This window comes from Pseudomonas cucumis (assembly GCF_030687935.1).
Classification (GTDB): Bacteria; Pseudomonadota; Gammaproteobacteria; order Pseudomonadales; family Pseudomonadaceae; genus Aquipseudomonas; species Aquipseudomonas cucumis.
Window position 1 is genome coordinate 4,843,238 of record NZ_CP117454.1, and the last position, 26,256, is coordinate 4,869,493.

Genomic DNA, 26,256 nt, shown 5'->3' on the forward strand with positions numbered 1-26,256 from the left:
AAATGCGATGCTTGAACATAGTTTGTTTCTGAAAGCGGGCAAATCATGGATCGTCTACAAGCAATGCGGGTGTTCGTCACGGTGGTGGACCTGGGCAGCCAATCGGCCGCCGCCGATCACCTGGACCTGTCACGGCCGGTGGTTTCACGCTACCTGGCGGAGTTGGAAGATTGGGTCGGCGCACGCCTGATGCACCGCACCACGCGCAAATTGAGCCTGACCGCCGCCGGCAGTGAGATCCTGCCTCGCTGTCGGCAGATGCTCGATTTGTCCACCGACATGCAAGCCGCCGTCAGCGAGCCGGACGACGCACCGCGAGGCCTGCTGCGACTCAGCGTCAGCACCTCGTTCGGCCAGGCGCAACTGGCGGACGCCATGGCGGCTTACGTCAAACGTTACCCCGGCGTCAGCATCGATATGCAAATGCTCGACCGCACGGTGAACCTGGTGGATGAACGCATCGACCTGGCCATCCGCACCAGCAACGACCTGGACCCGAACCTGATCGCCCGGCGCCTGACGGTCTGCCGCTCAGTGATCTGCGCCTCCCCCGCTTACCTGCGCGAACACCCGACGCCGCAACGGGTCGAGGACCTCAGCCTGCACAACTGCCTGACCCATTCCTACTTCGGCAAAAGCCTCTGGCATTTCGAACAGGACGGCGAACCCGTCTCGGTACCGGTGCAGGGCAACATCAGCGCCAACGAAGCCAGCACGCTGTTGCGCGCGACGATCGCCGGCGCCGGTGTGGCGATGCTGCCGAGCTATCAGGCGGGAGTGCATATCCACAGCGGCGAACTGATCCGCCTGCTGCCCCAGGCCGAGCCCCGGCAGATGAACATCTATGCGGTGTATGCGTCACGCAAACACATGCCGGCGGCGTTGCGCAGCATGCTGGATTTTTTGGTGTTGAGGTTTCCGGAAGAGCCGGAGTGGGATATCGACCTGTAAACACTCCCGCAGGGATATCAGTGTTCTGAATATCGCGTTAACCGCGAAAGCGGCTTTGCTGGCAACTCATCCGCGCTGACCTATGCTCAAAACAGTACCGAAAGGTATTCGTTCAGAGGTCAACGCCATGAACATCAAAACAAGAAGATACCTCGCCATTTTCATCACTTGCGCAGCGACGCTGGCGCTGTATGGCACGGCCGCCTGGCGTGTCGAGCAGTTGCGACAAGTGCCCCGTGAATACGCGAGCTGCAACTTCGAGCGCTGCATTCCCCACAACGCGACCCTCAACGCCCTCCGATGACGAAGGGGTTTCAGGCCTCGTTGTCCTGATCGGCATGGTCATGATCGGCCTTCAAGCGGTCGCGAAAGGCTTTGGGTGAAATCCCCACGCGACGCCTGAACAGGCGTGTGAAGTTGGTCGGATCGGAAAAACCCAACACGTCGGACATTTCATAAATGGTCATGCTGGTGTAGGTCAGCAAACGCTTGGCCTCCAGCAATTGACGCTCGTGCATGATCTGCAACGCCGGTTGCCCCGCCAGTTCACGGCATGTGCCGTTGAGGTGAGACACGGAAATCCCCAGCCGATGAGCCAGGTCCTCGACCTTGACGTGCTGGCGATAGGTTTCTTCCACCAGTTGAATAAAGCCGTTGAGGTATTCCCGGGCTCGCTGCGGACGCTGGGTGGCGGCTTGGCGCTGAATCACCTGACGGCTGACCCACACCATGATCACGCTGACCAGCGAATGCATGAGCATTTCCCGCGCCGGTTGATGACCGGTGTACTCGCTTTGCAGCGCCGAAAACAGGCTGTTGAGGTACTCGCTGTCCTTGCCCGCCGGGTAGCTTTCGGCCTGTGCCAGAGCGTTCACCGAATTGCCCAGTTGTGCTTGCAGGTGGGCGATCAGCGGCGCGGCCAGCGTGACGACGAACCCTTCGACGTCCTCGGAAAACCGATAACCATGCACCGATAACGGCGGCAGAATCAGGATTGCCGGCTCAGTCAATTGTGAGCGTTTGCCTTCGATCTCAAGCTCTGCCTGACCTTTGAAGACGAAGAGCAACTGACACAAATCCGCGTGGCGGTGAGGTTTGATTTCCCATTGATGTTCGCGGCTGCGTTTGGAAATGGTTTCACAGTGCAATAAGTCAGGGGTCGGCCAGTCCAGGCTTTCACCGTAGAGTTTGAACACCGGAATCGATGGCAGGTCAGGCTTGTTCATCACGTCAATCCAGGCCTCGAGGGTAACGGGGCGATAATCGCACCGATTGGCAGAATGTACAGGTATCGGCTCAGTTTTCCCCTTCAATTGACAGACCCGCAAGTGAAAAATGCAAGTACTCGATCCATAAAAATCACTCACCGGCCTTGGTCGCGTGGAGCTTGCGAGTCATAAAAACAATGAAAACACTGAAAACCCAAGTCGCGATCATCGGTGCCGGCCCCTCTGGTTTGCTGCTCGGCCAATTGCTGCATAACGCCGGCATCGACACCCTGATCCTCGAACGCCAGACCCCGGACTACGTGCTCGGACGCATCCGCGCCGGCGTCCTCGAACAAGGCATGGTAGAGCTGTTGCGTCAGGCCGGGGTGGGTCAGCGCATGGATGCTGAAGGGCTGGTCCACGCAGGCTTCGAACTGGCCCTCGACGGGCGCCGGGTACACATCGATTTGCAGGCGCTGACTGGCGGCAAAACTGTAACGATCTATGGCCAGACCGAGGTCACCCGCGATCTGATGGCCGCTCGTCGGGACGCCGGTGCACAGACGATCTATGAAGCCAGCAATGTCGTCCCCCACGGCATGAAAACCGCCGAACCCTTTGTGACCTTCGACAAGGACGGCGAAACGTATCGACTCGATTGTGACTACATCGCCGGTTGCGACGGTTTCCATGGCGTGGCGCGGCAATCGATCCCCGCTGACTGCCTGAAAGTGTTCGAGCGGGTTTATCCGTTCGGCTGGCTGGGGATTCTCGCCGACACGCCACCGGTGCATGAAGAGTTGGTCTATGCACGGCACGAACGGGGTTTTGCGCTGTGCAGCATGCGTTCGCCGACACGCACCCGTTATTACCTCCAGGTTCCAGCCCAGGACAAAGTCGAAGACTGGTCCGATCAGCGCTTCTGGGATGAGCTCAAATCCCGTCTGCCGACCGCCCTCGCCGCTTCTCTGGTGACCGGCCCTTCGATTGAAAAAAGCATCGCGCCGCTGCGCAGTTTCGTGGTCGAGCCGATGCAGTACGGGCGGATGTTCCTGGTCGGCGACGCCGCTCACATCGTCCCGCCCACCGGCGCCAAGGGTTTGAACCTGGCGGCCAGCGACGTCAGTACGTTGTTCAATATTCTGCTGAAGGTTTACCGCGAAGGGCGTGTGGATTTGCTGGAGAAGTATTCCGAGGTCTGCTTGCGTCGGGTATGGAAAGCCGAGCGGTTTTCCTGGTGGATGACCTCGATGTTGCATCGCTTCGACGAGCACGACGCGTTCAGCCAGCGCATCAGCGAATCGGAACTGGCCTATTTCGTGGACTCTGAGGCGGGCCGAAAAACCATTGCGGAAAATTACGTCGGCCTTCCTTATGAGGCTATCGAATAGGTTCCTATCGACTTACACTGGCGAGCATCCCCGCTCGCCTTGCCTCTTGCGGGTCCATCACTGCCCGCAGGTTTTACCGTGACCAATCTCAACCGGCCTGAAACACCCAAACCGGCCATTCGCAGTGTGCTGATCGCCCTGATGCTGGCGATCTTTCTGGGTGCGCTGGACCAGACCATCGTCGCCGTGTCGATGCCGGCCATTTCCGCGCAATTCAAGGATGTCAGCCTGCTGGCCTGGGTGATTTCCGGGTACATGGTGGCGATGACCGTGGCGGTGCCGATCTACGGCAAACTCGGCGATCTGTATGGCCGCCGCAAGTTGATGCTGTTCGGCATGGGGCTATTCACCCTGGCGTCGTTGTTTTGCGGCATGGCGCAGAGCATGGAGCAATTGGTGCTGGCGCGGATCCTTCAGGGCATCGGCGCCGGCGGGATGATTTCGGTGAGCCAGGCGATCATCGGCGACATCGTTCCACCCCGCGAGCGCGGTCGCTATCAGGGTTACTTCAGCAGCATGTACGCGGTGGCCAGTGTGGCCGGCCCGGTTCTCGGTGGCTACATGACCGAATACCTGTCCTGGCGCTGGGTGTTCCTGATCAATCTTCCACTGGGCCTGATTGCCTGGCGGGTGGCCCACCGCACGCTGGTGGGGCTGCCAGTGCCGCAGCGCAAGCCGATCATCGACTACTTCGGCACGCTGCTGATGATCATTGGCCTGACGGCGTTGCTGCTGGGTATTACTCAGGTTGGCCAGGGACATTTGTGGCGCAGCACCGAAGTGTCGGGTTTGCTCGGTTGTGCGGTGGTGGTGCTGGCCGTGTTCGTCTGGCATGAACGGCGGGCGCGGGAACCGTTGCTGCCGATGCACTTGTTCGCCAATCGCAGTGCGATTTTTTGCTGGTGCACGATTTTCTTCACCAGTTTCCAGGCGATTTCCTTGATTGTGCTGATGCCGCTGCGCTTCCAGAGCGTCACCGGCGCCGGGGCTGACAGCGCCGCGCTGCACCTGTTGCCGCTGGCCATGGGGTTGCCGATAGGCGCGTATTTCGCCGGTCGCAGGACGTCGGTGACCGGTCGCTATAAACCGATGATCCTGACCGGCGCCCTGCTGATGCCGTTCTCGATCCTGGGCATGGCGTTCAGTGCGCCTCAGGCGTTTGTGCTGAGCAGCCTGTTCATGTTGCTCAGCGGCATCGCCAGTGGCATGCAGTTCCCGACGTCGTTGGTGGGTACGCAAAACTCGGTGGAACAACGGGACATCGGCGTCGCCACAAGCACCACCAATCTGTTCCGTTCTCTGGGCGGCGCAATGGGGGTGGCGTTGATGTCGGCGCTGCTGCTGGCGTTGTTACAGGATTCGAGTTTCGCGCATCTGGCGGGCTCGTCGTTGATGGCCGAAGGGAGTTCGGGGAATGTCTTGCTCGATGGTTTGAACGCCGCGCCGGGGGATGCGCAAAACGCCCTGCGCGCTGAGTTGCTGCTGACCTTCCGGCATTTGCTGATGGTCAGCGCGGCGGTGTCGCTGCTGGGGCTGGCGGCGGCGATTGCCATGCCGAACAGAGTGTTGCGGGGGCGGGAGGACACGGTTCGGTAATCCCTCCGACCGATCGTTCCCACGCTCTGCGTGGGAACGATCAACGCCACAGGCTCCATCACTGCATCGCGCTATTGAGACCGGGTGCGCAGCTGTTGCTGCAGATTCTGGATCTGCGCCTGCAGGGTGTTGATGTTGCGGGTGACCTGGCTGCGGAAGGCGTCGAACTCGGCGGTGTTGGTGCCTCCTTGTGCGGCGGCCGGGCGGTTGTCCTGTTGGCTTTTGAGCACGATCATGTCTTGCTCCAGGCGCTCGATGGCGGCGCTCGGGTTGCCTTGTTTCTTCAGCGCGACAATGTCAGCGCCCAGGCTTTTCAGTTGGGCGTCGAATTGGCTGGTATCGTCCGACGCGCTCTTCAACGCGGCCAGTTCGCCGCTCAAGGCTTTGACCTGGGCCTGCAACTGAGCATTGGCGGTTTGTTGTTCGGTGGCTTGTGCGGTCATTTGCGCCAGGCGCTTGTCCAGTTCTGAGGTCTGGCCGAGTACGCCTTGCTGCTGTTTGCTTTGGTCCTGAAGCTTGCTTTCCAGCTGTTTGCTCTGCTCCTGGAGTTTGCCTTCGAGCTGTTTGATTTGCAGCTTCAACGCTTCACTGCCGGTGTTGACGTTGGACTGGCTGGCCACGACCTTGCCGGAAATGTCCTGTAAGCGCCCCGCCGCTTCCTCACTGATGCGCGCAAAACTTTCCTGGGTCGCCACCAGTTGCTGTTCCATCAGCGAGATCTGCTGGAAACTCCACCAGGCAAGGCCGGCGAAAGCAAAGAACAACGCGCCGACCAATGCCCACAGGGGGCCGGTGCTCGGGCCTTTGACCTTGACCACCGGCGCGGTGCGCGAATGCACGGCAGTGCGAGCGGTGGTTGGAAAATCATCGTCATCGAGGCTGTCGGCGCGCAGGCTCGGGACATCGAAGTCGTCGTTGGCATCGTTACGCATGGGCATTAGGGTCAACCTTTGTGGAACGCGGTGATGGCTTGATGCGGCGAAGTATAACCCCCGCTGCCGCACCGGTTGACCCTGAACCCCGAACTCGGTTCAGTAAGGGGCCGCCCTTGTGTGTCAGCGAATGTCCTGAGCCTTCCACCAGCCGCAGAATTCATCGAGGGCGGTCCAGAGGCTGACTTTCGGATCGTAGTCCAGATAATGCCGTGCGCGGCTGATGTCCAGGGTGAAGTTTTTGTTCATGACCTGCATGCCCAGCCGCGACAGGGTCGGCTCGGGACGACCTGGCCACAGCTTGCACACACCCTCGTTGAGCGCGGCAAGGCTGTAGGCCAAACCGTAGGAACGGTAACGGGTAACCTGTGGGATATCCATTTGGCGCATCACGTAATTGACCACATCCCACAACGGAACCGGCGCTCCGTTGCTGATGTTGTAGGCCTTGCCCAAGGCCGAACCACTGGCCAGCAAGCTGCTGAGCAACGCTTCATTGAGGTTTTGTACGCTGGTGAAGTCGACCTTGTTCAGGCCATTGCCGATAATCGCCAACCGTCCTTTGCGCTGCATTTTCAGCAATCTCGGGAAAATGCTCATGTCGCCGGCGCCCGTCACGAAGCGCGGGCGCAGGGCCAGGGTTTCGAGGCCGAATTCCTGCGCCCCGAAGACTTTTTGCTCAGCCAGGTATTTGGTCGCGGCGTAGGGATGTTTGAAGCGCTTGGGCACCTGGTCTTCGGTCAAGCCCAGATGATCGCGGCCATCGAAGTAGATCGACGGCGACGACAAGTGCACCAGACGCCGGACCCGTTGTTTCAGACAGGCTTCGACCACGTTCTCGGTGACTTCGACGTTACCCTGATGAAAATCCTGATACCGCCCCCACAAACCCACTGCGCCGGCGCAATGCACCACGGCTTCGACGTCTGAACACAGGTTGCGCGCCAGTTGCGGGTCGCTCAAATCGCCCTGAATGAACTCGGCGCCACGGCGCACCAGATGCTCGACGCTCTCGGCCCGGCGACCGTTGACCCGCACGTCCAGGCCCTGCTCCAGGGCGAAACGCGCAAAGCGTCCGCCAATGAAGCCGCTTGCGCCGGTGACCAGAATCTTCATGAATTGCTCCGAATATTTCGTTTTACGTTTTGCGCTTTGCATATTGCGTAGGCCGTAGGGCGTGAGGTCTTGACGCTGCCCGTCAGTCCAACGGCACCAGCCATTGCTTCGACGAGCGCACCAATTGATCGGTGAGTAACCCCAACAGCTGACCGCCATTGCGCCAATGATGCCAGTACAGCGGCACATCGATCGGCTTATCTGGCAAAAGCTCCTGCAATTGACCGCGCTCAAGTTGCTCGCGCACCTGCAATTCAGGCACCAGGCCCCAGCCAAGCCCTGCTTCCGTGAGACGAAGAAACCCTTCGGACGATGGGCATAAATGGTGTTCGAACCCCCCATCCACACCGAGGGATGCGAGGTAGCGATGCTGTAGGAAATCATCCGGGCCAAACACCAGGGCCGGGGTTTTGGCTAACTGATCGGCGCGTACACCTTCGGGAAAATGCCGGGCAATGAACGCCGGGCTCGCCATCGCACGGTAGCGCATCGCCCCCAACAGAACGCTGCGCGCACCGGCCACCGGCCGTTCACTGGCGCAGACACACCCCGCCACTTCGCCTGCGCGCATGCGTTTAAGGCCGACGGTCTGGTCTTCTACCACCAAGTCGAGCAATAGATGTTGTTCCGCACAAAAGTCCCCCACCGCCTCGGCCCACCAAGTGGCAAGACTGTCGGCATTCAGAGCGATACGCAGGCGTTCCGGCAGGCCTTCTTCGTCCAGCGCCGGGACCAACGTTTGCAGATCGCGCTCCAGCAATCGCACCTGCTGTACATGGTTAAGCAATCGCCGGCCAATCTCCGTCGGCGCTGGAGGTGTGACGCGCACCAGCACCGGTTGGCCGACCCGTGCCTCCAACAGTTTGATCCGTTGGGAGATAGCCGATTGGGACAAACCCAGCACCTGCGCGGCGCGTTCGAATCCGGCCTGTTCGATCACCGCGGCGAGCGCGGAAAGTAATTTGTAGTCGAACATCAGTTTTCCTAATGGGCGATCAGGACTATTGGTTTTTCTTATACAGCCTTGAACCGGAGAATGGCCAGCAAGAACTCTCGAACAAGGATCACCGACATGGCTGGCGAAACGTCATTGGCAACCCTGCTGCGCAGCATGAGCCCGCAACTCAACGACGGCGAATACGTGTTCTGCACGTTGCGCGACGGCAAGCTGCCCGCGGGTCTTGAGATTGTCGGCAGCTTTCGTGAACAGGAAGGCCTGACGGTGATTCTGGAACGTTCCCACGCCCAGAAGGCCGGTTTCAGCTTCGACTACGTCGCCGCCTGGATCACCTTGAACGTGCACTCGGCCCTCGAAGCCGTCGGCCTGACCGCCGCGTTCGCCACGGCGCTGGGCAAGGCCGGCATCAGTTGCAACGTGATCGCCGGGTATTACCACGACCATTTGTTCGTCGGCCAGGCCGATGCCGAACGCGCCCTGCAGGTACTGCGGGATCTGGCGTCCAACGCGGAGTAAAACGTATGTGGCAAAGCTATGTGAACGGCCTGTTGGTGGCCGCGGGGCTGATCATGGCGATCGGCACCCAGAATGCGTTTGTGCTGGCGCAGAGCCTTCGGCGTGAACATCACCTGCCGGTGGCGGCGCTCTGCGTCACCTGCGATGCGTTGCTGGTGGCCGCCGGGGTGTTCGGCCTGGCGACGGTGCTGGCGCAAAACCCGACCCTGCTGGCTATCGCCCGTTGGGGTGGTGCGGCGTTTTTACTGTGGTACGGCAGCCTGGCGTTGCGTCGGGCCTGCTCGAAACAAAGCCTGCAACAGGGTGAAAATCAGACCGTGCGCTCGCTGCGGGCGGTGCTGCTCAGTGCATTGGCGGTGACGTTGCTCAACCCGCACGTTTACCTGGACACCGTGTTGCTGATCGGTTCTCTCGGCGCACAACAAACCGAGCCTGGTGCTTATGTGGTAGGCGCGGCCAGTGCGTCATTGTTGTGGTTTTTCACTTTAGCCCTTGGCGCGGCATGGCTCGCACCATGGCTGGCACGGCCAAGCACCTGGCGAATCCTCGACCTGTTGGTCGCCGTCATGATGTTCACCGTAGCGTTCCAGTTGATCAGCGCCGGATGATTTATTCCAAAAGGCTCTGGAACCTCTATTCCACACAGTTGTTGCGTGGTTATGCCGCACCCCCGGTGCTATGATCCGATCCCTGCGCCGCAAAGAGTACAAACTCCCCGGCGCATGTCTGGCCGCCCGTGATCGGCCTTGCGCTCACCGCAACTGACCTGATTAGGAGAATCATCATGGCTTTCGAATTGCCGCCGCTGCCTTACGCACACGATGCCCTGCAGCCGCACATTTCAGAGGAAACTCTGCAGTACCACCACGACAAGCACCACAACACCTATGTCGTGAACCTGAACAACCTGGTGCCAGGCACCGAGTTCGAAGGCAAGACCCTGGAAGAAATCGTCAAGACTTCCTCGGGCGGCATCTTCAACAACGCCGCTCAGGTCTGGAACCACACTTTCTACTGGAACTGCCTGGCGCCAAACGCCGGTGGTCAACCAACCGGCGCGCTGGCTGATGCCATCAACGCAGCTTTCGGTTCGTTCGACAAGTTCAAGGAAGAGTTCAGCAAAACCTCCATCGGCACCTTCGGTTCCGGTTGGGGCTGGCTGGTGAAAAAGGCTGACGGTTCCCTGGCCCTGGCCAGCACCATCGGCGCCGGCAACCCGCTGACCAGCGGCGACACCCCGCTGCTGACTTGCGACGTCTGGGAACACGCTTACTACATCGACTACCGCAACCTTCGTCCGAAGTACGTCGAAGCGTTCTGGAACCTGGTCAACTGGAAATTCGTGGCTGAGCAGTTCGAAGGCAAAACCTTCACCGCTTAAGCTTCGCGCCAGTCAAGAAACCCGGCTTTTGCCGGGTTTTTTTATGGGCTCGGGAGATGGGTACATTCCTATAGCCGCCTTCGCGGTCAAGTCTCGCGCCTACAGTTGGAGGGAACATTCCCACAACACGAGTGGCATTCGCCCTCTTGCCCCCACATCACAGCCGTCTAACATCAACCACACGTAAAAATTATCCCGCGCCCCTCAAGTTGAGGGCCCCAACAACCGACACAGTGCTAATAGGGCAAATACTCCAAACAACAGCATATCCGCCAAGCTACCGGCAAAATCCCCTGGGTTGGATTGTCCCTTTGACTGACATCACGGGATTGCCAATACTCATGGCAACTTGACGCTACCCGCACGGAACAAGGAATTACCCTTTGAAGCTGGAACTCAAGAACAGCTTGTCGGTGAAGTTGCTCCGGGTCGTGCTCCTGTCGGCATTGATCGTCGGCGTGGTCTTGAGCTGCGCGCAGATCGTTTTCGATGCCTATAAAACACGCCAGGCCGTGGCCAGCGATGCCCAACGCATCCTCGATATGTTCCGCGACCCTTCGACCCAGGCCGTCTATAGCCTGGACCGGGAAATGGGCATGCAGGTGATCGAAGGCCTGTTTCAGGACGACGCCGTGCGCATGGCCTCCATCGGCCACCCTCACGAAGCCATGCTTGCGCAAAAAACCCGTGAACTGCAGCACTCCAACAGCCGCTGGCTGACCGACCTGATCCTCGGCCAGGAACGCACCTTCACCACCCAACTGGTGGGCCGCGGCCCCTACAGCGAGTACTACGGCGACCTGAGCATTACCCTCGACACCGCCACCTACGGCAAGGGCTTCATAGTCAGCTCGGTGATCATCTTCATCTCTGGCGTATTGCGCGCCCTGGCCATGGCCCTGGTGCTGTATCTGGTCTATCACTGGCTGCTGACCAAACCGCTGTCGCGGATTATTGAACACCTGACCGAAATCAACCCGGACCGGCCCAGCGCCCACAAGATTCCGCAGCTCAAGGGTCATGAGAGAAACGAGCTGGGGGTCTGGATCAACACCGCCAACCAATTGCTCGAATCCATCGAGCGCAACACTCACCTGCGCCACGAAGCGGAAAACAGCCTGCTGCGCATGGCCCAGTACGACTTCCTCACCGGTTTGCCGAACCGCCAGCAATTGCAGCAACAACTGGACAAAATCCTCGTCGACGCCGGCAAATTGCAGCGTCGGGTCGCGGTGTTGTGTGTCGGGCTCGATGATTTCAAAGGTATCAACGAACAGTTCAGTTATCAGACCGGCGACCAGTTGCTGCTGGCTCTGGCCGATCGCCTGCGAGCCCACAGCGGCCGCCTCGGCGCCCTCGCCCGCTTGGGGGGCGACCAGTTCGCACTGGTCCAGGCTGACATCGAACAACCCTATGAAGCGGCCGAACTGGCCCAAAGCATTCTTGATGATCTGGAAGCGGCGTTCGCCCTCGATCATCAGGAAATTCGCCTGCGCGCCACCATCGGCATCACCTTGTTCCCCGAGGACGGTGACAGCACCGAGAAGTTGCTGCAAAAAGCCGAGCAGACCATGACCCTGGCCAAGACTCGCTCGCGCAACCGCTATCAGTTCTATATCGCCAGCGTCGACACGGAAATGCGTCGACGCCGCGAGCTGGAAAAAGACCTGCGCGATGCCTTGATCCGCGACCAGTTCTACCTCGTTTACCAGCCGCAGATCAGCTACCGCGATCATCGCGTGGTGGGCGTCGAGGCGTTGATTCGCTGGCAGCATCCCGAACACGGGCTGGTGCCGCCGGACCTGTTCATTCCGCTGGCCGAGCAGAATGGCACCATCATCGCCATCGGCGAATGGGTGCTGGATCAGGCCTGCAAACAATTGCGCGAATGGCACGATCAGGGTTTCGAGCTGCGCATGGCGGTGAACCTGTCCACTGTGCAACTGCACCACGCCGAGTTGCCGCGCGTAGTCAATAACCTGCTACAGATGTACCGCTTGCCACCGCGCAGCCTGGAACTGGAAGTCACCGAAACCGGCCTGATGGAAGACATCAGCACCGCCGCCCAGCACTTGCTGAGCCTGCGTCGCTCCGGTGCGCTGATCGCCATCGACGACTTCGGCACCGGATATTCATCACTGAGTTATTTGAAAAGCCTGCCGCTGGACAAGATCAAGATCGATAAGAGCTTCGTTCAGGATCTGCTCGATGACGACGACGATGCGACTATCGTTCGGGCCATCATCCAGCTGGGCAAGAGCCTGGGCATGCAGGTGATTGCCGAAGGCGTGGAAACCGCCGAGCAAGAGGCTTACATCATCTCCGAAGGCTGCCACGAAGGTCAGGGCTATCACTACAGTAAACCGCTGCCGGCACGGGAATTGAGCGCGTATCTCAAGCAAGCCCAGCGCACTAACGCATTCATTCTCTGAAAGCGCGCCGCCTTGTAGCAGCTGGCGAAGCCTGCTGCTACGAAGGCGACGATCGTTTGATCTGCGGCATAACACGCCCGTGAATAAGAAATATTTACAAGCACAACCCTTTACACATAATGCGAAAGATTTGCATTATGTCGCAGTTTTGCGCGCCCTCCACGCGCGTCCATTAATCACCGAAGCAGGATGTTCGCCATGATTCGTATGCCTCTGGCCACCGCCAGTCTGCTGGCCATCGCTATTTCCCTCGCCGGTTGCGGCGAAGGCAAAGACAAGGCTGCCGCTCCACAAGCGCCGACCCCGGCCGCCAGCACCGCTGCCCCGGCTGCGCCTGCTGCTACTGGTAAAGTCGATGAAGCCGCCGCCAAGGCTGTGGTCGCGCACTACGCCGACATCGTCTTCGCCGTTTACAGCGATGCCGAATCCACCGCGAAAACCCTGCAAACTGCCGTCGACGCGTTCCTGGCCAAGCCGAACGCCGATACCCTGAAAGCCGCCAAGGCTGCCTGGGTCGCGGCCCGCGTACCTTATCTGCAGAGCGAAGTGTTCCGCTTTGGCAACACGATCATCGACGACTGGGAAGGTCAGGTGAACGCCTGGCCACTGGACGAAGGCCTGATCGACTACGTCGACAAATCCTACGAACACGCACTGGGTAACCCGGGCGCCACCGCCAACATCATCGCCAACACTAAAGTTCAGGTCGGCGAAGACAAGGTCGACGTGAAAGACATCACCCCGGAAAAACTCGCCAGCCTGAACGAGCTGGGCGGTTCCGAGGCCAACGTCGCCACCGGCTACCACGCCATCGAATTCCTGCTCTGGGGCCAGGACCTGAACGGCACCGGCCCTGGCGCTGGCAACCGTCCGGCTACCGACTTCCTGGAAGGCAAAGGCGCCACCGGCGGTCACAACGATCGTCGTCGTGCTTACCTGAAATCCGTGACCCAACTGCTGGTCAACGACCTGCAAGAAATGGTCGGTAACTGGAAGCCGAACGTGGCCGACAACTACCGCGCCACACTGGAAGCGGAACCGGCTGAAACCGGCCTGCGCAAAATGCTGTTCGGCATGGGCAGCCTGTCCTTGGGCGAATTGGCGGGCGAGCGCATGAAGGTTTCCCTGGAAGCCAACTCCCCGGAAGACGAACAGGATTGCTTCAGCGACAACACCCACAACTCGCACTTCTACGACGCCAAAGGCGTGCGTAACGTGTACCTGGGCGAATACACCCGCGTCGATGGCAGCAAAATGACTGGCGCCAGCCTGTCGTCGCTGGTCGCCAAAGCCGACCCGGCAGCCGACACCGCGCTGAAAGCCGACCTGGCCGCCACCGAAGCCAAGCTTCAGGTCATGGTCGATCACGCCAACAAAGGTGAGCACTACGACCAACTGATCGCTGCCGGCAACACTGCCGGCAACCAGATCGTACGCGACGCCATCGCCTCGCTGGTCAAGCAGACCGGTTCGATCGAAGCGGCTGCCGGCAAACTGGGTATCAGCGACCTGAACCCGGACAACGCTGATCACGAGTTCTGATCAACGCTGACTGAGTGAAAAGGCGATCTTCGGGTCGCCTTTTTCATGCCTGATTTTTGAGTGATGCTGATGGCCTCATCGCGGGCAAGCCACGCTCCCACAGGTTCAGTGCAAGACCTGTGGGAGCGGGCTTGCCCGCGATGGCCGCGACGCGGTCTCAAATCAAACCCTGCGCCACATCAACCAAACGATAATTCCTCTTATTCAAACTCCCCTGCCCTGTTAGACTTTGCGCCCTTGTTTTGCTCGTTTTGCAGGATGTCCAATGCCCTCGCTGCCTCTTCGCTTGTCCGCACTGTTGCTGGCCCTGGGTCTGAGTGCGTGCGATGACGCCCCGCGTTTTACCCAGGCCGAACCCGGTGAAGCCCGCTCCGGTGGCAGCGCAACGGTGCGCAAGACCGATCAGAACGCATTCTCCCTGCCGTCCGCCAATCTGCCGCCGTCACGGCGGGTCGATTTCAGCGTCGGCAACAGTTTCTTTCGCAGCCCTTGGGTGATCGCGCCGTCGACCACCACCGCCCGCGATGGCCTCGGCCCGCTGTTCAATACCAATGCCTGCCAGAACTGCCACATCAAGGACGGCCGCGGTCACCCGCCCGCGCCCGATGCGCCGAATGCAGTGTCGATGCTGGTGCGCCTGTCGATTCCCGATGCGCCGGCTTACGCCAAGGTCATCGAACAACTGGGCGTGGTGCCGGAACCGGTCTACGGCGGCCAGTTGCAGGACATGTCGGTGCCCGGCGTCGCCCCGGAAGGCAAAGTACGCGTCGAATACACAGCAGTCCCGGTGCGTTTCAAGGACGGCAGCGAAATTGAGTTGCGTAAGCCGACCCTGCAGATCACTCAGCTCGGCTACGGCCCGATGCACCCCGACACGCGCTTCTCGGCGCGCATTGCACCGCCGATGATTGGCCTGGGCTTGCTTGAAGCGATCCCTGACGAGGCCATTCTGGCCAACGCCGAGGCCCAGGCGCGAGAGAAGAATGGCATCGCCGGACGGCCGAACCGGGTCTGGGATGACGCCCAACAAAAAACCGTCCTCGGGCGATTTGGCTGGAAGGCCGGGCAACCGAACCTCAATCAACAAAACGTTCACGCGTTCTCTGGTGACATGGGCCTCACGACCAGCCTGAGACTCGTTGATGACTGCACTGACGCGCAAACCGCTTGCAAGCAGGCGCCCAACGGCAATGGCCCGGATGGCGAGCCGGAAGTCAGCGACAACATTCTGCGTCTGGTGCTGTTCTACAGCCGTAACCTCGCGGTACCGGCCCGGCGCGATGTCGGCGCGCCGCAAGTGCTGGCCGGCAAGAATCTGTTTTTCCAGGCGGGATGCCAGTCCTGTCATACCCCCAAATACACCACTGCCGCCAACGCCGCGGAACCTGAACTGGCCAATCAAGTGATTCGCCCTTACAGCGACCTGCTGCTGCATGACATGGGCGACGGCCTGGCCGACAACCGCAGCGAGTTCCAGGCCAGCGGCCGCGACTGGCGCACTCCGCCATTGTGGGGCATCGGCCTGACGCAGGCGGTCAGCGGCCATACCCGGTTTTTGCATGACGGCCGCGCCCGCAATCTGCTTGAAGCCGTGCTCTGGCATGGCGGCGAGGCAACGGCGGCGCAGCAACATGTTTTGTCTTTCAATGCCGAGCAGCGCGCGGCGTTGCTGGCGTTTTTGAATTCCCTTTAATACGTTTTCCTTCAGCGGGAGCCCGACATGTTCCGTCCCAAATTGTTGTTCACCAGCCTTGCCGCCCTCGCCCTGGGCGCCTGTTCGCCCCAGGACCCGCAAGCGGTCACGTCGGCGGCGATCGCCAAGCAAGTGATCCTGCCGACCTACAGCCGCTGGGTCGAAGCCGACCGTCAATTGGCGGTCAGCGCCCTGGCGTTCTGCCAAGGCAAGGAAACCCTGGACACCGCCCGCGCCGACTTCCTGCACGCGCAGAAAGCCTGGGCCGAGTTGCAACCGCTGCTGATCGGGCCGTTGGCCGAGGGCAACCGTTCGTGGCAGGTGCAGTTCTGGCCGGACAAGAAAAACCTCGTGGGCCGTCAGGTCGAGCAACTGGTCACCGCACAACCGCAGATCGATGCCGCCGCCCTGACCAAGTCCAGCGTCGTGGTGCAAGGCCTCTCGGCCTATGAATACATCCTGTTCGACAGCAAGATCGACATGGCCGACAGCGCTCAGAAAGCCAAATATTGCCCACTGCTGACCGCCATTGGCGAACGCCAGAAGCAACTGGCCGAAGAGATCCTGTCGGGCTGGAACACTAACGACGGCATGCTCGCGCAGATGAGCAAATTCCCGAACCAGCGCTACGCCGACTCCCACGAAGCGATCGCCGATCTGCTGCGCGTGCAAGTGACGGCGCTGGACACCCTGAAGAAAAAACTCGGCACGCCGATGGGCCGTCAGAGCAAGGGCACGCCACAGCCGTTCCAGGCCGATGCCTGGCGCAGCCAATCGTCGCTGCAAGGCCTGCAAGCAAGCCTGAGCGCGGCGCAAACCGTCTGGGTCGGTGTCGACAACAAAGGCCTGCGCGGTCTGTTGCCGAGCGAGCAGAAACCCTTGGCCGACAAGATCGACGCGGCCTACGCAACGTCCCTGAAACTGTTCGCCAGCAACCAGCGCTCGCTGACCGACATGCTCACTGACGATGCCGGGCGCCAGCAACTCAACGCGATCTACGACAGCCTCAACGTTGTCCATCGCCTGCACGAAGGCGAGCTGGCCAAGGCGCTGGGGATCCAACTGGGCTTCAACGCCAACGACGGTGACTGATGAGGGCAAGTGCCATGCTACGACGCCAGGCTCTGACGTTAGGGAGTTTGCTGCTGGGTGCGGTGACACTGGGCGGCTGGACGCTGTTCAAGCAAAAGGACAAAAGCCCGCTGCTGCTCTCGGCGCGAGACGATGGTGACGGCAAGCACTACGCCGTCGGTTATCGGCTGGACGGCACCCGGTTGTTTGCCACCCAGGTCGGCCAGCGTTGCCACGACATCATCAACCACCCGACCCTGCCGATAGGGCTGTTCGTCGCTCGGCGTCCGGGTACCGAGAGTTACCTGATCGACCTGCGCGACGGCACGTTGCTACAAACCGTGGTCTCGCAGCCGAACCGTCACTTCTACGGTCATGCAGTGATTCACCAGAGCGGCGACTGGTTGTATGCCACCGAAAACGACACCTCCGATCCGGGCCGTGGCCTGCTCGGTGTGTATAAGTTCGAAGGTGAGCGACTGGTGCACAGCGGCGAACTTTCCACCCACGGTATCGGCCCGCATCAGGTGTCGTGGATGCCCGATGGCGAGACGCTGATTGTGGCCAACGGCGGCATTCGCACCGAGGCCGAAAGCCGGGTCGAGATGAACCTCAACGCGATGGAACCGAGCCTGGTGTTGATGCAGCGCGATGGCACTTTGTTGAGCAAGGAAACACTGGTCCAGCAGATGAACAGCGTGCGGCACTTGGGCGTCGCCAGCGATGGCACCATCGTCGCCGGCCAGCAGTTCATGGGCGCTGCCCACGAGTCATCGGAGCTGCTGGCGATCAAGCGTCCCGGCCAACCGTTCGTGGCGTTCCCGGTACCCGAGCATCAGTTGCAGGCCATGGGGCATTACACCGCTAGCGTCGCCGTACACAGCGAACTGCGTCTGGTCGCCCTGACCGCGCCGCGGGGCAACCGCTTTTTTATCTGGAACCTGGACAGCGGTGAAGTACGCCTGGATGCGCCACTTCCCGACTGCGCCGGCGTCGGCGCCGTGGCCGATGGTTTTGTCGTGACCTCCGGCCAAGGACGATGCCGCTACTACGACTGCCGCCAGACAACCCTGGTTGCAAAACCTCTGGAGTTGCCTGCCGGGCTCTGGGACAACCATCTTCATTTGATCTAAACATGCGACCTGTAGCAGCTGGCGCAGCCTGCGTTCGGCTGCGCAGCAGTCGTAATCCATACGCCGCGGTTTGCCTGATACAACTCGGTGGCTGATTTCACGACTGCTTCGCAGCCGAACGCAGCCTTCGGCAGCTGCTACAGTTGGAATCCCCTTCGCAGTGGGAGTAATGTTCCCGCCTGTCTCACCTGATTTTCTCCAAGGAACTGGAAATATGCTGCGTCGCCGCATGCTGATCATGTTGGGTGTTGTTCTGCTGATCGTGCTGGTTCTGGCCGGTTACAAAGCCTTCTCTATCTACACGATGATGCAAGGCTTCTCCGCGCCGAAACCTCCGATAAGTGTCGCCGTGGCCACCGCCACCGAACGTCCGTGGCAAAGCCGTTTGCCAACGGTCGGCACCCTCACGGCGCTGCAAGGGGTCGACCTGAGCCTGGAGATCGCCGGCACCGTCAAGGAGGTGCAGTTCGAGTCAGGACAGAAGGTCAAGGCCGGTCAGCCGATCCTGCAACTCGACACCTCCGTTGAAACCGCCCTGCTGGCAACCGCTCAAGCCGACCTGGGACTGGCGCAACTGGATTACGGTCGCGGCAGCCAATTGGTGGGCAGCCAGGCTATTTCCAAAGGCGAGTTCGACCGACTCTCGGCGGTGTTGCAAAAGAGCCGGGCCACGGTCAATCAACTCAAGGCAGCGCTGGAGAGAAAACGCATCCTCGCCCCGTTCAGCGGGACCATCGGCATTCGTCAGGTAGACGTCGGCGACTACGTGGCCAGCGGCACGATGATCGCCACCCTGCAAGACCTCAGCAGCCTCTACGTCGACTTCTTTGTGCCCGAGCAGGCCGTGCCGAAAATCGCCCTTGGCCAACCGGTACAGGTCATTGTCTCGGCCTACCCGACAGAGCACTTCCCCGGCACCATCAGCGCAATCAACCCGAAAGTCGAGAACAGCACCCGCAACGTGATGGTACGCGCCACCCTGGCCAACCCCGATGGCAAGTTGCTGCCGGGGATGTTCGCCAGCCTGCAGGTGCTGTTGCCCGATCCGCAGCCACGCATCGTCGTGCCGGAAAGCGCGATCACCTACACCCTTTATGGCAACTCGCTCTACGTCGTCGCGCAGAAAAAAGCCGAAGACGGCAGTCTCGAAAAAGACGACAAGGGCGAGCCGATTCTGATCGCCGAACGGCGCTTCATCGAAACCGGCGAGCGCCGCGACGGGATGGTCATGATCACCAAAGGCGTGCAGAAGGGCGAAAAAGTGGTCACAGCCGGCCAGATCAAACTGGACCACGGCGCGCACATTGCCATCAGCGACGACAAGACCCTAGCCGAGAAGAGCAGTCAGCCGCGCGCTGACTGATCAAGGAATCCCCATGGCTTTTACCGACCCGTTCATCCGCCGCCCGGTGCTCGCCACCGTGGTCAGCCTGTTGATTGTGCTGCTGGGCTTCCAGGCCTGGAGCAAGTTGCCGCTGCGCCAATACCCGCAAATGGAAAACGCCCTGATCACGGTGACCACCTCTTACCCCGGGGCCAACGCCGAAACCATCCAGGGCTACATCACCCAACCAATGCAGCAGAGCCTAGCCAGTGCCGAGGGCATCGACTACATGACCTCGGTCAGTCGCCAGAACTTCTCGGTGATCTCGATTTACGCGCGCGTCGGTTCCAACAGCGACCGCTTGTTCACCGAACTGCTGGCCAAGGCCAACGAGGTCAAGAACCAGCTGCCCCAGGACGCCGAAGACCCGGTGCTGAGCAAGGAAGCCGCAGACGCCTCGGCGCTGATGTACATCAGTTTCTTCAGCGACGAGCTGAGCAATCCGCAGATCACCGACTACCTGTCCCGGGTCATCCAGCCGAAACTGGCGACCCTGCCGGGCATGGCCGAAGCCGAGATTCTTGGCAATCAGGTGTTCGCCATGCGCCTGTGGCTGGACCCGGTGAAACTCGCCGGTTTCGGCCTCAGCGCCAGCGATGTGACCAACGCCGTGCGCCAGTACAACTTCCTCTCCGCCGCCGGCGAAGTGAAAGGCGAGTACGTGGTCACCAGCATCAACGCCAACACCGAACTCAAATCCGCCGAGGCCTTTGGCGCGATCCCGCTCAAGGTCGAGGGCGACAGTCGCGTGCTGCTGCGGGACGTGGCGCGGGTCGAGATGGGCGCGGAGAACTACAACACCATCAGCTCTTTCGGCGGCACGCCCTCGGTGTACATCGGTATCAAGGCCACGCCCGGCGCCAACCCGCTGGACGTGATCAAGGAGGTGCGCAAGATCATGCCGGACCTGGAAGCCCAGCTGCCTCCGAACCTGAAAGGTGAAATCGCCTACGACGCTACGCTGTTCATCCAGGCCTCCATCGACGAAGTGGTGAAAACCCTGTTCGAAGCGGTGCTGATCGTGATCGTGGTGGTGTTCCTGTTTCTCGGTGCCCTGCGCTCGGTGGTGATCCCGGTGGTCACCATTCCGCTGTCGATGATCGGCGTAATGTTCTTCATGCAGATGATGGGCTACTCGATCAACCTGCTGACCTTGCTGGCGATGGTATTGGCCATCGGGCTGGTGGTGGACGACGCCATCGTGGTGGTGGAAAACATCCACCGGCACATCGAAGAAGGCAAGACACCGCTGGATGCGGCCATCGAGGGTGCCCGGGAAATCGCCATGCCGGTGGTGTCGATGACCATTACCCTGGCGGCGGTCTATGCGCCGATCGGTTTCCTGACCGGTCTGACGGGGGCGCTGTTCAAGGAGTTCGCCCTGACGCTGGCGGGGGCGGTGGTGATCTCCGGTGTCGTCGCCCTGACGCTGTCGCCGATGATGTGCGCCATGCTGCTGCGCCACGATGAAAACCCTACCGGCCTGGCCCATCGCCTGGACGTGATCTTCGAAGGCCTCAAGCGCCGCTACCAGAGTCTGCTTCATGGCACCCTCAACACCCGGCCGGTGGTGCTGGTGTTCGCGGTGATCGTGCTCTGCCTGATTCCGGTGCTGCTCAAATTCACCCAGTCGGAACTGGCGCCGGACGAAGACCAGGGCGTCATCTTCATGATGGCCAATGCCCCGCAACCGACCAACCTCGACTACCTGAACACCTACACCGACGAGTTCCTCGCGATTTTCAAGGAGTTCCCCGAGTACTACTCCTCGTTCCAGATCAACGGCTTCAACGGCGTGCAATCGGGGATCGGCGGCTTCCTGCTCAAACCCTGGAACGAACGCAGCCGAACCCAAATGCAGATCCTGCCCGAGGTCCAGGGCAAACTGGCAAGCATTTCGGGTTTGCAGATCTTCGGCTTCAATCTGCCTTCCCTGCCGGGCACGGGTGAAGGCTTGCCGTTTCAATTCGTGATCAACTCGGCCAACAGCTATGAATCATTGCTGGAAGTGATGGACCGGGTGAAAAAAAGAGCAATGGAATCCGGCAAGTTCGCTTTTGTCGACGTCGACCTGGCCTTCGACAAACCCGAAGTCGTGGTGGATATCGATCGCGCCAAGGCCGCGCAGATGGGTGTGTCGATGCAGGATCTGGGCGGCACCCTGGCGACGTTGCTGGGTGAGGCGGAGATCAACCGTTTCACCATCGAAGGCCGCAGCTACAAAGTCATTGCTCAGGTGGAACGGCCCTTCCGGGATAACCCCGACTGGCTGAACCATTATTACGTGAAGAACACCAAAGGCGAATTGCTGCCCCTGTCGACCCTGATCACCGTGACGGACCGGGCGCGACCGCGTCAGTTGAACCAGTTCCAGCAACTCAACTCGGCGATTCTTTCCGGGGTGCCGCTGGTCAGCATGGGTGAAGCCCTCGACACGGTGCGCCAGATCGCTCGGGAAGAAGCGCCGGCGGGTTATGCCGTCGACTATGCCGGTGCATCACGGCAATACGTTCAGGAAGGCAGCGCGCTGTGGGTCACCTTTGCCCTGGCGCTGGCGATCATCTTTCTGGTGCTGGCGGCCCAGTTCGAAAGCTTCCGCGATCCGCTGGTGATTCTGGTGACCGTGCCGCTGTCGATCTGTGGCGCGCTGATCCCGCTGTTCCTTGGCTGGTCGAGCATGAACATCTATACCCAAGTGGGATTGGTGACGTTGATCGGGCTAATCAGCAAGCACGGGATTCTGATCGTTCAGTTCGCCAACCAGTTACGCAAGGAGAAGGGGCTGTCGCCTCGCGAAGCAGTGGAGGAAGCGGCGGCCATTCGCCTGCGTCCGGTATTGATGACCACGGCGGCGATGGTATTCGGCATGGTGCCGTTGATCATCGCCACGGGCGCGGGTGCCGTCAGCCGGTTCGATATCGGCACGGTGATCGCGACGGGGATGTCGATCGGGACGCTGTTTACGTTGTTCGTGTTGCCGTGCATCTACACGTTGCTGGCCAAGCCCTATAAACCTGAAGAACACCCATAAACCTGTGGGAACGATCGGCAAAAAAAAGGCCTCGCATTTGCGAGGCCTTTCATTTGGGCTTCAATCTATTCAACTTTGTGGCCTCAGTCCCTGAGAAAGTCCGAACATGAACAGTAACAAGTCATGATCGGGTTGAGTGGCCACGGGTGCTTTGGCAACCCGGGGCAACGGACAATGCGCGTCACCGTGCACGGAGCTGAGGACTTGAGTGCGGGGCTGCTCCCACGCTGCCACCGCCAATGAAGCAACTGCCAAGGCTCCGGCTAAAAACAAACCTCGTGCAATTTCGAGTTTCATTGTTATAAGCCTTTGATAGCGCTGCCAAACGCCGTCTCATAAAAATAGACGAGTTTTTTCCAGTCTGTATCGCTGAACGACGAGTGGCGGCGCAATTGCTGCAGGTCATGGGCCGCTGCACGACGGGCGGTAAAACGCTGTCGACATTTCTCCAGATCGATCAATGCCACCTCGACCTTTGCGGACTCGCCTTCACCGGTGACCCGCACGAATACGTGCTTGATGTAGAGGCAGCTGTGCTGCCAACGGCCCTTGTGCATGCGGGCCAGGTTGTCGGCCAGATCCTTCAATACGCGATCATGCACCGCCTCACCATGACGCTCGCGACCGCCACCTTTGTACCAGTGAACGAGTTCCTCGAAGCCATCCAGGGACTTGGTAACCAGTAATGCGCGCCACTTATGCACGGGATCGCGCTGTGCCCCGCAAAAAACGATTTCCGGAACCCGAACATCGAGCAGCCGCAGGCCAATGAGCGCATCACGCTCGCGCAACACCGTCGGCCGACCGAAGGGATGTAACGCGCTGCGATAGATATGCCCGGTTTGACGCTTGGTGTAGAGCAGCTGTCCATCACTGCCCATGACGCGCTGCACGCCACTTTCCCCACCGCGACGGACATTGGGTTCTTCTACCCATTCACCGCGCAGGTTCCAGAAGTAGTCAAAGCGGTCCTGAGAAGCAACTTGCGTTTGTGCTGCACATTGCACTGCCATCTTGTTACCTCTTGCGTAATACGTATACCCGCCACATGGCGTAGAGCGGTAAAAAATCCAGTTGTTCCTGGATCCGAAAACCCGCCTGCTCGAATTCCTTTTCAACCGTGGCAGCCGGTAACACAAATCGATTCTGGTAACCCTCCTGCCCACGCCTTTTCTCCGAGCGCTTGCGTTTCCAGGCCTTGAAATTGCCGTCCACCCACAACGAAACAATCACGCTGTCACGGGTGACGCGCTCGAATTCGCGCAGGATGGTCAGTCGATGCTCGGCTTCACCGATGTGATGGAGCAGACGCATACAGAAAATGCTGTCGACGGCGTTATCGGGCAAGGCAATGTCGAATGCAGAAGTGTGCAAGGGTTGTACCCGTTTCACCACCTCGGCAGGTTGTGCCTGCATGGCAATCTTCAACATGGACTCCGAGTTGTCGGCGCCGATGATGACACGGTTGTGTTTTTCCGCCAGCAGCGGCCAGAAACGCCCTGCGCCGCAGGGCAAATCGAGGACCAACCCAGGCTCACCGGCCAGCATCAGCGCTTTTCGCGCCAGTTGTTCGTCACGCCAGTGGGACAGTCGGCGGCCGAGCCCCTCCTGATGCTTGCGCAAATATTTCCGGGCGTGTTGATCGTCGTACTTTTCGGAAAAATCGAGTTTGATCGGACCAGCCATCACTGCAGTCTCCTGAACATCTGATGGCTACCACCTTAGGTAGTGTGGTGTCAGTGTCAGGTCGTGCCTTTGTGAAAAATTTGTCATGTAAAACCCGGGATTATTTCAGGATTTTACATGACCGACATTCAGGATCCGTCAGATCACGGACGGACTCAAATCCACCTGAAAACGGCAACCATTGGGCTCCATGTTGGTCAGGCTGACGCTCCAGCCCTGATTCTCGCAAATCCGCTGCACCAGCGACAGCCCCAGCCCCAGGCCCTCGCCGCGTTTCTCGTTGCCGCGCACGAACGGCTCGAACATCGCCTCGCGTTTTTCCTCGGGAATGCCCACGCCACTGTCTTCCACCACGAACCCTGTATCCGTCAGGGAAAGGCGGATGTAGCCATGCTCGGTGTAATGCAGCGCATTACGCAACAGGTTGCCCATCACCGCATGTAAAAGGGTCGCGTTATAACGGGTGTCCGGCGGATTGCCCGGCTCAAAGTTCAGCATCAGGCCCTTGGCTTCGATCGGCTCGCGCCATTGACTGAGCAGCCCGTCGGCTACCTGGCTAAGGGTCTGCTGGGGGGCCATGCTGGCGTCTTCATGTTGAGCTCGGGCCAGCATGAGGAAGGTTTGCACCAGCTCGCGCATCTCCGCACATGCACGGGCGATTCGCTCGACCTGGGCACGTCCGCGCTGATCGATGCCGGGGTTTTCCAGCAACAACTCACAGGAGCTGGCCAACACCATCAACGGCGTCCGCAGCTCGTGGCTGACGTCACTGGTGAACAATCGCTCCCGGGTCAACGCCTGACGCAAGCGCCCGAGGGTGGCGTCGAAGGCCACGGCCAGCTCGCCCACTTCATCGGCGGCATAGTCCGGCGCCAGTGGCGGCGCCAGGCCCAGCAGCTGATCCCGATGACGCACCTGACGGGCCAGTCGCACCACCGGCGCCATGACTTTGCGCGCCAGCACCCAGCCCAGAAATACCGCCAATGCCAGGCTCAGGACGAAACCCACCAGCACCACGGCAAACAGCACCCGCTCACGCTCTTCGAAATCGCTCTGGTCCTGCATCAGCACGTAACGCCGACCGTCAACGATTTCAACCATCGCGTGATACGACAGCTGCTCGCGAAAGACTTCATGAAAGCCCGAGTCCAGGTGCCGCAAATCCTTGGGCAGTTCGAAGTCGCCCGGCCCGCCGCTGAAATAGAACAGCTGGTCCGGCTCGGGGCGGTGGCTCCAGTCCGACACGCTGTCCATCAGCAACAGGCGTTGCAAATCGCCGCCCAGACCTGCCGAAATCAGTTTTTCTTCCACCAGGTGCACGGTCGCCACAATGCCCATGGCGAAGGCTCCCGCCACTAGCGCGCTCATCAATGCAAAGGCGATGATGATCCGTTGAGCAAGGCTCTGCTTAAACTCCATCACGGCCCTCGGCCAAGCGATAACCGACGCCATGCACCGTGTGCAGCAAGGGCTTGTCGAACGGTTTGTCGATCACCTGACGCAGTTGATGGACGTGGCTACGCAGGCTATCGCTGTCCGGGCAGTCATCGCCCCACAGGGCCTCTTCGAGAACCTCGCGGCGTAGCACGTGGGGGCTTTTCTGCATCAACACGGCCAGCAACTTCAGGCCCACCGGGTTGAGTTTCAGCAGGCGGCCTTCGCGCGTGACTTCCAGAGTATCGAGGTCGTAGCTCAGATCACCGACTTGCAAGGCACGGCGACCGCCCCCTTGGGCACGGCGCATGACCGCCTCGATCCGCGCGGCCAGTTCGGACAGTGCAAAGGGTTTGATCAGATAGTCGTCAGCACCGGATTTGAAGCCCTGCAAACGGTCATCCAGTTGATCGCGCGCAGTGAGCATGATCACTGGCGTGTCGCGGCGGGCGTCTTCGCGCAGGCGTTTACACAGGGTATAGCCGTCGATGCCAGGCAGCATGATGTCGAGCACGATCAGGTCGTAATGCTCGGTGGCCGCCAGGTGCAGGCCCGACAAACCGTCCTGCGCGCAATCCACGGTGTAACCCTTGAGCCCCAGATAATCGGCCAGATTGGCCAGGATATCGCGGTTGTCTTCAACCAATAGAATTCGCATCGGCACCTCCTCCGTACACAGTAACGGCTGTCTTGGCGCGCAGCTTAAGGCCAAGTGTGGCTCAGGGATAGGGTGGCGTGCAGGGGTAAATCCGACAAAAAAAGCCTGAGAGGGCCTTAACAACTTTTTCACCATCGATTCAC

At 60.1% G+C, this 26,256-nt stretch carries 23 protein-coding genes; 14 read left to right on the forward strand and 9 right to left on the reverse strand.

Translation table 11 applies throughout. The features are described 5' to 3' along the window. Positions 1-45: 45 nt before the first annotated feature. Positions 46-951: a LysR family transcriptional regulator gene (locus PSH97_RS21960; protein WP_305446686.1), complete on the forward strand. Its 906-nt coding sequence runs from the start codon at positions 46-48 to the stop codon at positions 949-951. 127 nt (positions 952-1,078) lie between these two features. Further along, positions 1,079-1,255: a hypothetical protein gene (locus PSH97_RS21965; protein ID WP_305446687.1), complete on the forward strand. Its 177-nt coding sequence runs from the start codon at positions 1,079-1,081 to the stop codon at positions 1,253-1,255. Positions 1,256-1,265: 10 nt separating this feature from the next. Here the strand turns inward: PSH97_RS21965 and PSH97_RS21970 are convergent, their stop codons facing one another. Next, positions 1,266-2,177: a helix-turn-helix domain-containing protein gene (locus tag PSH97_RS21970; RefSeq protein WP_305446688.1), complete on the reverse strand. Its 912-nt coding sequence runs from the start codon at positions 2,175-2,177 to the stop codon at positions 1,266-1,268. 188 nt (positions 2,178-2,365) lie between these two features. Between PSH97_RS21970 and pobA the strand changes: the two genes are divergently transcribed. Beyond that, positions 2,366-3,550, forward strand: coding sequence for a 4-hydroxybenzoate 3-monooxygenase (pobA, locus tag PSH97_RS21975; protein ID WP_305449850.1), 1,185 nt, complete (start codon positions 2,366-2,368; stop codon positions 3,548-3,550). Positions 3,551-3,628: 78 nt separating this feature from the next. Next, entirely contained in the window at positions 3,629-5,146 is a 1,518-nt protein-coding gene (locus PSH97_RS21980; RefSeq protein WP_305446689.1) for an MDR family MFS transporter, read from the forward strand. A 71-nt stretch (positions 5,147-5,217) separates the two neighbouring features. Here the strand turns inward: PSH97_RS21980 and PSH97_RS21985 are convergent, their stop codons facing one another. From PSH97_RS21985 to PSH97_RS21995, 3 genes are all read right to left on the reverse strand, one after another. Further along, positions 5,218-6,084 (reverse strand): ATPase, encoded by an 867-nt coding sequence (locus PSH97_RS21985; RefSeq protein ID WP_305446690.1) that lies wholly within the window; start codon positions 6,082-6,084, stop codon positions 5,218-5,220. Positions 6,085-6,201: 117 nt separating this feature from the next. Then, on the reverse strand, positions 6,202-7,194 hold the full coding sequence (locus PSH97_RS21990; protein WP_305446691.1) for an NAD-dependent epimerase/dehydratase family protein: 993 nt from the start codon (positions 7,192-7,194) through the stop codon (positions 6,202-6,204). Positions 7,195-7,276: 82 nt separating this feature from the next. Beyond that, complete coding sequence (locus PSH97_RS21995) at positions 7,277-8,170, reverse strand: LysR family transcriptional regulator ArgP (protein ID WP_305446693.1); 894 nt, start codon at positions 8,168-8,170, stop codon at positions 7,277-7,279. A 96-nt stretch (positions 8,171-8,266) separates the two neighbouring features. On the opposite strand from PSH97_RS21995, the gene PSH97_RS22000 reads away from it, so the two are divergent. The 10 genes from PSH97_RS22000 to PSH97_RS22045 all read left to right on the forward strand — a co-directional run bounded on the left by PSH97_RS22000 (position 8,267) and on the right by PSH97_RS22045 (position 22,335). Beyond that, positions 8,267-8,668, forward strand: coding sequence for an ACT domain-containing protein (locus tag PSH97_RS22000; protein WP_305446694.1), 402 nt, complete (start codon positions 8,267-8,269; stop codon positions 8,666-8,668). A 5-nt stretch (positions 8,669-8,673) separates the two neighbouring features. Beyond that, complete coding sequence (locus PSH97_RS22005; RefSeq protein WP_008069553.1) at positions 8,674-9,276, forward strand: LysE/ArgO family amino acid transporter; 603 nt, start codon at positions 8,674-8,676, stop codon at positions 9,274-9,276. Positions 9,277-9,452: 176 nt separating this feature from the next. Further along, the gene (locus PSH97_RS22010; RefSeq protein WP_007898423.1) at positions 9,453-10,049 is read left to right on the forward strand and encodes a superoxide dismutase; all 597 of its coding nucleotides are present in this window, start codon (positions 9,453-9,455) and stop codon (positions 10,047-10,049) included. A gap of 383 nt (positions 10,050-10,432) precedes the next feature. Further along, a complete protein-coding gene (locus PSH97_RS22015) occupies positions 10,433-12,481 on the forward strand; it encodes a putative bifunctional diguanylate cyclase/phosphodiesterase (protein ID WP_305446695.1) in 2,049 nt (682 codons plus the stop codon). Between the two features lie 198 nt (positions 12,482-12,679). After that, a complete protein-coding gene (locus PSH97_RS22020) occupies positions 12,680-14,023 on the forward strand; it encodes an imelysin family protein (protein WP_305446696.1) in 1,344 nt (447 codons plus the stop codon). Between the two features lie 265 nt (positions 14,024-14,288). Then, positions 14,289-15,716, forward strand: a complete 1,428-nt coding sequence (locus PSH97_RS22025; protein WP_305446697.1) for a di-heme oxidoreductase family protein — start codon at positions 14,289-14,291, stop codon at positions 15,714-15,716. A gap of 27 nt (positions 15,717-15,743) precedes the next feature. Continuing rightward, complete coding sequence (locus PSH97_RS22030; RefSeq protein WP_217854314.1) at positions 15,744-16,808, forward strand: imelysin family protein; 1,065 nt, start codon at positions 15,744-15,746, stop codon at positions 16,806-16,808. A gap of 14 nt (positions 16,809-16,822) precedes the next feature. Next, positions 16,823-17,920, forward strand: coding sequence for a DUF1513 domain-containing protein (locus PSH97_RS22035; RefSeq protein ID WP_305446698.1), 1,098 nt, complete (start codon positions 16,823-16,825; stop codon positions 17,918-17,920). Between the two features lie 214 nt (positions 17,921-18,134). Then, a complete protein-coding gene (locus PSH97_RS22040) occupies positions 18,135-19,283 on the forward strand; it encodes an efflux RND transporter periplasmic adaptor subunit (protein ID WP_305446699.1) in 1,149 nt (382 codons plus the stop codon). A gap of 13 nt (positions 19,284-19,296) precedes the next feature. Next, positions 19,297-22,335: a multidrug efflux RND transporter permease subunit gene (locus PSH97_RS22045; protein ID WP_305446700.1), complete on the forward strand. Its 3,039-nt coding sequence runs from the start codon at positions 19,297-19,299 to the stop codon at positions 22,333-22,335. A gap of 69 nt (positions 22,336-22,404) precedes the next feature. Here PSH97_RS22045 and PSH97_RS22050 read toward each other — a convergent pair whose 3' ends face one another. The 5 genes from PSH97_RS22050 to colR form a co-directional block, all read right to left on the reverse strand. Further along, positions 22,405-22,632: a hypothetical protein gene (locus PSH97_RS22050; RefSeq protein ID WP_026331876.1), complete on the reverse strand. Its 228-nt coding sequence runs from the start codon at positions 22,630-22,632 to the stop codon at positions 22,405-22,407. A 2-nt stretch (positions 22,633-22,634) separates the two neighbouring features. Continuing rightward, complete coding sequence (locus PSH97_RS22055) at positions 22,635-23,348, reverse strand: lipopolysaccharide kinase InaA family protein (protein ID WP_305446701.1); 714 nt, start codon at positions 23,346-23,348, stop codon at positions 22,635-22,637. 4 nt (positions 23,349-23,352) lie between these two features. Further along, entirely contained in the window at positions 23,353-24,021 is a 669-nt protein-coding gene (locus tag PSH97_RS22060; RefSeq protein WP_305446702.1) for a class I SAM-dependent methyltransferase, read from the reverse strand. Between the two features lie 138 nt (positions 24,022-24,159). Further along, a complete protein-coding gene (locus PSH97_RS22065; RefSeq protein WP_305446703.1) occupies positions 24,160-25,440 on the reverse strand; it encodes a sensor histidine kinase in 1,281 nt (426 codons plus the stop codon). After that, positions 25,430-26,113: a two-component system response regulator ColR gene (gene colR, locus PSH97_RS22070; RefSeq protein ID WP_008069526.1), complete on the reverse strand. Its 684-nt coding sequence runs from the start codon at positions 26,111-26,113 to the stop codon at positions 25,430-25,432. Before colR ends, PSH97_RS22065 begins: the two co-directional genes overlap by 11 nt. Positions 26,114-26,256: the final 143 nt, after the last annotated feature.